Source organism: Aeromonas sp. R1-1 (genome assembly GCF_040908495.1).
GTDB classification, from domain to species: Bacteria; Pseudomonadota; Gammaproteobacteria; order Enterobacterales; family Aeromonadaceae; genus Aeromonas; species Aeromonas veronii.
On the sequence record NZ_JBFODV010000159.1, the window covers coordinates 1 to 5,942 of the forward strand.

Genomic DNA, 5,942 nt, shown 5'->3' on the forward strand with positions numbered 1-5,942 from the left:
GCTCCCCGGAACCGCACAGCGGGCAAGGTTCGCCATCGCTCAGGATATGGCGATACTGCTCGAAGCTGGCGATGGCACGGGACTGCTCCAGCGCATGGCGCGCCTCATCCCGCTGCAGGGCGAGCCGCTCGCGGGCGGGGGCCAGCTCTTCGCTTAGGGAGGCGAGCTTGCCAAGGGCCTGGTCCAGCTGGCCAATCTCCTGTTGCAGGCGGGTATGCTGTTCGCCGTGGTTGCGGCCATAATCGGCCAGCTCCAGCAGCTGGCGCAGCTGACCCAGCTGTTCGGTTTGCTGCTGCCACTGCTCCTGCGCCTTGGCGAGGCGGCTCTCCCACTGCTGCTCCTGCAACTCGTTCTGTTGCTGTTGCAGCCGAGCTTGTTCATGTTGCCAGTAGTCGCGCTCCTGCTGGCCTTGCTCCAGCTGGCGCTGCAACTGTTGCAGGGCGCGCAGCTTGTGATCCCGCAGGGTGAGCAGCTGTTGTAACTTGTCGGCATCCTCGGCCCAATCCTGCATGGCGGTGAGCAGGGGCTGCCACTGGCGGGCCACCGGTGCCAGCTCCTTGTGCTCTTCGAGCCAAAGGCCCCACTGCTGGTGCTGCTGCTTGAGCAGCTCCACCTGTCTGCTTTGCTCGCGCCAGCCCTGCTCGAGGGTGAGCTGCACTTCTCGCTCCTGCGCCCCCTCCTGCTGGATCTTCTGCAACTGCTGCACTTTTTCCCGGATGCGGGTATCGAGCTCCTGCGCCCGCTTGAGTTCGGGTTGCAGGGCGCCCCATTCCCGTTCGGCGGCGATCTTCTCCGCCAGCAGTTGCTGCTCGGTCAGCGCGCTCTGCTGGGTCTGCTCCTCGAGTTTGGCCAGCTCTGGTACCAGCTCGGCGATCACTTTCTCCTGCTGCTGTACCTCAAGGGTGAGGCGGGCCAGCTCGTCGTGATCGGCGCGGGCCACCTGGGCCTGTTCGGCACGGGCAAACTCCTCGCGCTCGGGGGCCGCGGCGCCGTGGGCCTGTAGGGCGGCATCGAGCGCCGCCTGTCCCTCGGCGCAGCCCTGCAGCTGGGCGGCAATGCGGCTATTGAGATCGCGCAAGTCCTGCATCAGCTGCTGCTGTTGCTGTTCATGCTTGAGGGTGGTGGAGAGGCTTACCTGCTGACTTACCCACTGTTCGCGGGTGGCCTCGTCCATCAGCGCCACGTCGCCGAGGCGCTGGGCGATGGTGGCCAGCTTCTGCTGCTCTTCGCGCGCCCGTTCATAGGTCTGGATGGAGATGGCGGAGTAGAGCTCGGTGCCGGTCATCCGTTCGAGCAGAGCGGAGCGCTCGTTGGCATCCGATTTGAGGAAGGCGGCAAATTCCCCCTGCGGCAGGATCACCGCGCGGCGGAACTGCTCCCAGGAGAGACCCACCAGCTCGTCGATGCGATCCTGCAGCTCCCGCTTGCTGCCGGAGAAAACCTGCCCTGACTCCATATCGGTCAGGGTGCGCTCCTGTGCCTGAAAACGCCCCTCGGCGCGGTTGCGGGCGCGGCGCACCGCCCAGCGGGCCAGCCAGATGCGGCCATCACAGCCACGAAACTGCACCTCGGCAAAGCCGCTGGCGTGACCGCGACTGAGGATGCCGCGTACGTCGTTGGCCTTGAGCTTCTCCTCGTCATCCATGCGGCCCACTTCGGCCACGTTCTTGCGATTGGCGATAAAGCGCGGCATCTCGTCGTAGAGGGCGAGACAAATGGCGTCGAGCAATGTGCTCTTGCCGGCGCCGGTATTGCCGGTGATGGCAAACAGGCCCGCGGCGCCGAGTGCCCCGCGGGTAAAGTCGATGGTGAAGGCGCCGGTCAGACTGGCCAGATTCTCACCTGACAGAGACAAGATTTTCATTGGTTAGACTCCTTCACCTGCTCCAGGATCTCTTCAAACGAGGCGACCAGCTGTGCCTCGGGCTCCCCCTCGAACTGGCGCTGATAGCAGAGGCGAAAAACTTCGGTGGGGGAGAGCTCATCCAGCCTGCGCCGCTCGCGACCATCGGCCAGTCCTTCGCCCGAACCCTGATACTGGGTGCTGATGCGGGCCAGCCGCACCGGTTTGTCGGCGATGGCAGCGAGAATCCGCTCGCGGATGCGGGCCTCTGGCTTGGGCAGCAGCAACCGCACTTCGAGGAAAGGCTGTGCTTCTTGTGGACAAGCAGGCAGCTCGAGTGATGCGATGGCGTTCAGCGCGTCGTCGAGAGGGCTCTGGGGCAGGCGGATCATCTCCACTGCGCGGGGCACCGGGATCCGCTCCAGCCCGGCCAGTTTCCCCCCCGCAAAGGTCACTTCCAGCACCTGATGGTTGTAGTTGGCTTCGGCGAGCGAAAGCGGCAGCGGCGAGCCGCTGTAGTGCACCCCCTCGACCGGGCTCTGGGCCAGATGGAGGTGACCGAGCGCCGTGTAGTCGGCACCGGCAAAGAGTTCGACGGGCAGGGCGTGCTGGTTGCCGCCGAGCACCCGCCGCTCTGAAAGCTCGGAGAGCTGGCCCGCCGCCAGATAGGCGTGGCCCATGGCGATAAGCGGCAGCTCCTCGCCGCAGCGTGTGCGCCCTTCAGTCAGCACCTCGGCGTAGATCTGGCGTACCCCTTCGATCAGCCTGTCCTGCCCCTCTGCCAACTGTTCCACCCGCAGATCGCTGCTGCGCAGGAACGGCACGGCGGCGCACCAGGCGGCAATGTTGCCCTCCCGGTCTTGCAGCGGTACCAGCAGACGGTCGATGTCGAGTTTGCCATCACCATCGCGGCTGATGCTGCCTACCAGATGCAGGTCAAAGGCGCGCAGCAGCTCGTGGGGGGCATCCAGCTTGGAGGGGGAGTCGTGGTTGCCGCCGATCAGCACCATGTTGAGGTGAGGCAGCTCGGCGCGCAGCCGCGCCAGAAAACGGTAGAGCTGTTGCCAGGCGCTGGCGGGGGGATTTGCGGTATCAAACAGATCACCCGCCACCAATAGGGCGTCGATCTCGCGCGCCTTGAGGGTGTCGCTCAGCCAGTTGAGAAAGGCATCGTGTTCAAAACGGCGGTCATGACCATGGAGTTGATGGCCAAGGTGCCAGTCGGCGGTATGGAGGATTTTCATGAGAAAGCAACCCGGATCCAGGGATGGTGCCGGTGGCACCCGATGGTGACAAGATGAGGATGCCCCGTGCTTTTTTCAAGTAAAACAGGGGGCTGGTATCGATTCAGGCAGGTTCGCAGCACATCCGGTATTGGGGGTGGCCGGTAAGGGGATCGGACTCCTCGGCCTCGATAACGAAACCGTGGCGACGATAGAAACGCACCGCCTGATCGTTCTCGACAAAGACCCGGGCGTGGAGCGACGCCCCCTGACGCTTGGCCTCCTGCAGCAGGGCGTGGCCGACGCCGCGGCCCTGACGGTCGGGGCGTACGAAGAGGGCGGCGAGATAGTTGTCCACCAGTGCCATGAAACCGAGCAGATCGCCGCGCTCCTCGAACACCCAGATGGCGGCGCGATCGAGATAGCGGGTACGCAGATCCTCCTGGGCCTGCCACCAGCAGGAGGCATCGACGAAATCGTGGGCCTGCAGGGAGGCCAGCAACCAGATTTCGACGATCTCTTCCATGTCTTCCGGGCGACTGGGCCGCAACATACCTTCATCCTTATTAACAATTTACTTTCGCAGTCTAGGAGAACTTGATGAACAAACAGGTGACATAAATGAGACCCTGTGAGGTCGATCGCCCTTTATTTAGCGAGAATGATTGGCTGATCACAAAGCGCCTCTCTAGTACAATGCCCGCCGGACAATCTAGAGACCGAGGACGCCATGTGGTTTAAAAACCTGCAGATTTATCGCTTTACCCGCCCCTTTGACCTGACCGTTGATCAGCTGGAAACCCAGCTGGAAGCCTGTGCCTTCACCCCTTGCGGCAGTCAGGACATCTCCCGTTTCGGGTGGGTCAAGCCCCTTGGCAAATTCGGCTCAACCCTGACCCACTCTGCCTCCGGCCACATCCTCATCTGCGCCCGCAAAGAGGAGAAGATGCTGCCCGGTACCGTGGTCAAGGAGATGCTGGCCGAGAAGGTAGAGGCGATCGAGTTCGAACAGGGACGCGCCCTCAAGAAGAAAGAGAAGGAGGCGCTGAAAGAGGAGATCCTCCACACCCTGCTGCCCCGTGCCTTCAGTCGTACCAGCCAGACCTTCGCCTGGATAAATCCGGCCGACAATTTGATGGTGGTGGATGCAGGTTCTGCCAAGAAGGCGGACGATCTGCTGGCACTGTTGCGCAAATCCATCGGCTCCCTGCCGGTGGTGCCGGTGGCCCTCAAGAACCCGCCCGAGATCACCATGACCGAGTGGCTGAACGAGGGCAACCTGCCTGCCTCCTTCACGCTGGAAGATGAAGCCGAGCTGCGCAGTGCCATGGAGCACGGCGGTATCATCCGCTGCAAGCAGCAGGATCTGATGACGGATGAAATCAAGAACCATCTGGCCAACGACAAGCTGGTGACCAAGCTGGCCCTCAACTGGGGCGAGACTGTCAGCTTCGTGCTGGGAGATGATCTCTCCATCAAGCGTCTGAAATTCAGCGAAGAGCTGCGCGAGCAGAACGACGACGTCACCAGCGAAGATCCGGCCGCCCGTCTGGATGCGGACTTCGCGCTGTTCACCGCTGAGCTTTCCCAGTTTATCCCGGCGCTGTTTGCCGCCCTGGGTGGCGAAGAGCAGTCCATCTAAGCGAACTGGCTCTACCTGATTGAAAAAAACCGCCTTCGGGCGGTTTTTTTATATCTATTGCGGATAGCCATTATTGATAGATGAGTAAGATATTGATCTTGTTCAATAACTTGAGCTGTCAGCGCCAATCGTGACATAGTCCCTCTTCATGGTCATAAAACAGACAAGGAGAGTGTCATGTTGTGCAAACCTCTGGGGCTGGCTGTCGCCCTTGCCCTGCTGGCCGGTTGTGCCAGTGACAACGGCTTTCACTACACCCCGCCAGCTCAGACCCTGATTGCGCCGGAGGCGGCCAGTGGCTGGACCGACAAGCAGGGCTGGCAGGGCCATGACTTCATGGTGGCGGCCGCCAACCCGCTGGCGGTGGATGCGGGCTACCAGATCATCAAGGCCGGTGGCAGTGCCGTCGATGCTGCCATTGCGGTGCAGCTGGTGTTGACGCTGGTGGAGCCGCAATCCTCCGGGATCGGTGGCGGGACGCTGCTGCTGGTGTGGGATGGCCGCAAGGTGAGTGCGGTGGATGGCCGCGAGACGGCGCCGGCTGCCGCCACCGACCAGCTGTTTATGCAAGATGGCAAGCCGCTGGCGTTTTATGACGGGGTGGTCGGGGGCCGCTCGGTCGGCGTTCCCGGCACCCTGCGCGCTCTGGCACTGGCCCATCAACGTTATGGCAAGCTACCCTGGGCTGCGCTGTTCGAGCCCGCCATCACGCTGGCAGAACAAGGATTTGTGATAAGTCCACGGCTGGCCACATTGCTGGCCAAGGATCCCTATCTGGCACGGGATCCGCAGGCGCGAGCCTACTTCTATCAGGCGGATGGCAGCCCCAAAACGGCGGGCACCTGGCTGACCAACCCGGCGCTGGCCAGGGTGCTGCGCACTCTGGCCACAGAGGGGGCGGATGCCTTCTATCAGGGGGCGCTGGCGGATGCCATGGTGGCCAAGGTACGCCAACATCCCACCAATCCCGGGGTACTGGCGGCCACCGATCTGGCCAGCTATCAGGCCAAACTGCGGGATGGCCTCTGCTTTGACTATCGCCAGAGCAAGATCTGCGGTTTTCCCACTCCCTCGTCCGGCACCCTGGCGCTCGGCCAGATCTTCGGCATGCTGGAGAGCCGCGATATGGCGGCCCTCAAGCCGATCACCACGAAGGAGGGGGGACTGGCAGCCTCCAGCGAGGCTATCCACCTCTACAGCGAAGCGGCGCGTCTCGCCTTCGCCGATCGCAACC

The 5,942-nt window shown here is 62.8% G+C and carries 5 protein-coding genes; 2 read left to right on the forward strand and 3 right to left on the reverse strand.

What is annotated here, in order from left to right:
* The 3 genes from AB5Y92_RS09165 to AB5Y92_RS09175 form a co-directional block, all read right to left on the reverse strand.
* A partial coding sequence (locus AB5Y92_RS09165) for an AAA family ATPase (protein WP_368226563.1) occupies window positions 1-1,864 on the reverse strand: 1,864 nt, incomplete at its 3' end.
* The gene (locus tag AB5Y92_RS09170) at window positions 1,861-3,087 is read right to left on the reverse strand and encodes an exonuclease SbcCD subunit D C-terminal domain-containing protein (RefSeq protein ID WP_368226565.1); all 1,227 of its coding nucleotides are present in this window, start codon (window positions 3,085-3,087) and stop codon (window positions 1,861-1,863) included. The genes AB5Y92_RS09170 and AB5Y92_RS09165, both read right to left, overlap by 4 nt.
* Window positions 3,088-3,190: 103 nt before the next feature.
* Window positions 3,191-3,619: a GNAT family N-acetyltransferase gene (locus tag AB5Y92_RS09175; RefSeq protein WP_005338252.1), complete on the reverse strand. Its 429-nt coding sequence runs from the start codon at window positions 3,617-3,619 to the stop codon at window positions 3,191-3,193.
* A 177-nt stretch (window positions 3,620-3,796) separates the two neighbouring features.
* Between AB5Y92_RS09175 and rdgC the strand changes: the two genes are divergently transcribed.
* On the forward strand, window positions 3,797-4,708 hold the full coding sequence (gene rdgC, locus AB5Y92_RS09180; protein ID WP_368226567.1) for a recombination-associated protein RdgC: 912 nt from the start codon (window positions 3,797-3,799) through the stop codon (window positions 4,706-4,708).
* A 177-nt stretch (window positions 4,709-4,885) separates the two neighbouring features.
* Window positions 4,886-5,942 (forward strand): gamma-glutamyltransferase (locus AB5Y92_RS09185; protein WP_368226569.1); only part of this gene is annotated, 1,057 nt, incomplete at its 3' end.